Below are 387 nucleotides of genomic sequence, written 5' to 3' on the forward strand. Positions count from 1 at the left end.
ACTTAATAGATTTTAAAAAGCATAAAGATAAAGAGATTAAAACGCCCGATGATGTTGAAGAAAGTGATGAGAACTTTACCGAAGAAGAATTCCCTTCTGATAGTGAAGGTCATCATAAATTGAAGAAGAACTTCTGGATGACAGTATTAAAAGTTGAATTTGCAGATATCGCATTTGCTATAGACTCTATGTTAGCGGCATTTGCAATCGCGGTTACATTACCAGCTTTAGGTATTCATTTTGGCGGAATGGACTTAGGACAATTCAGTGTAATGTTCATCGGTGGTATGATGGGTGTAATCATTATGAGATTCGCTGCAACATATTTCGTAGAATTATTAAATAAATATCCGAACTTAGAAGCAGCAGCTTTCGCTATAGTTGGTT

At 35.4% G+C, this 387-nt stretch carries 1 protein-coding gene; it reads left to right on the forward strand.

Annotation, left to right across the window (positions count from 1 at the left end):
• Positions 1-387 (forward strand): TerC family protein (locus E4T88_RS17830; protein WP_221411847.1); only part of this gene is annotated, 387 nt, incomplete at both ends.

The sequence above is a fragment of the Dysgonomonas mossii genome, assembly GCF_004569505.1.
In the GTDB taxonomy this organism is placed as follows: domain Bacteria; phylum Bacteroidota; class Bacteroidia; order Bacteroidales; family Dysgonomonadaceae; genus Dysgonomonas.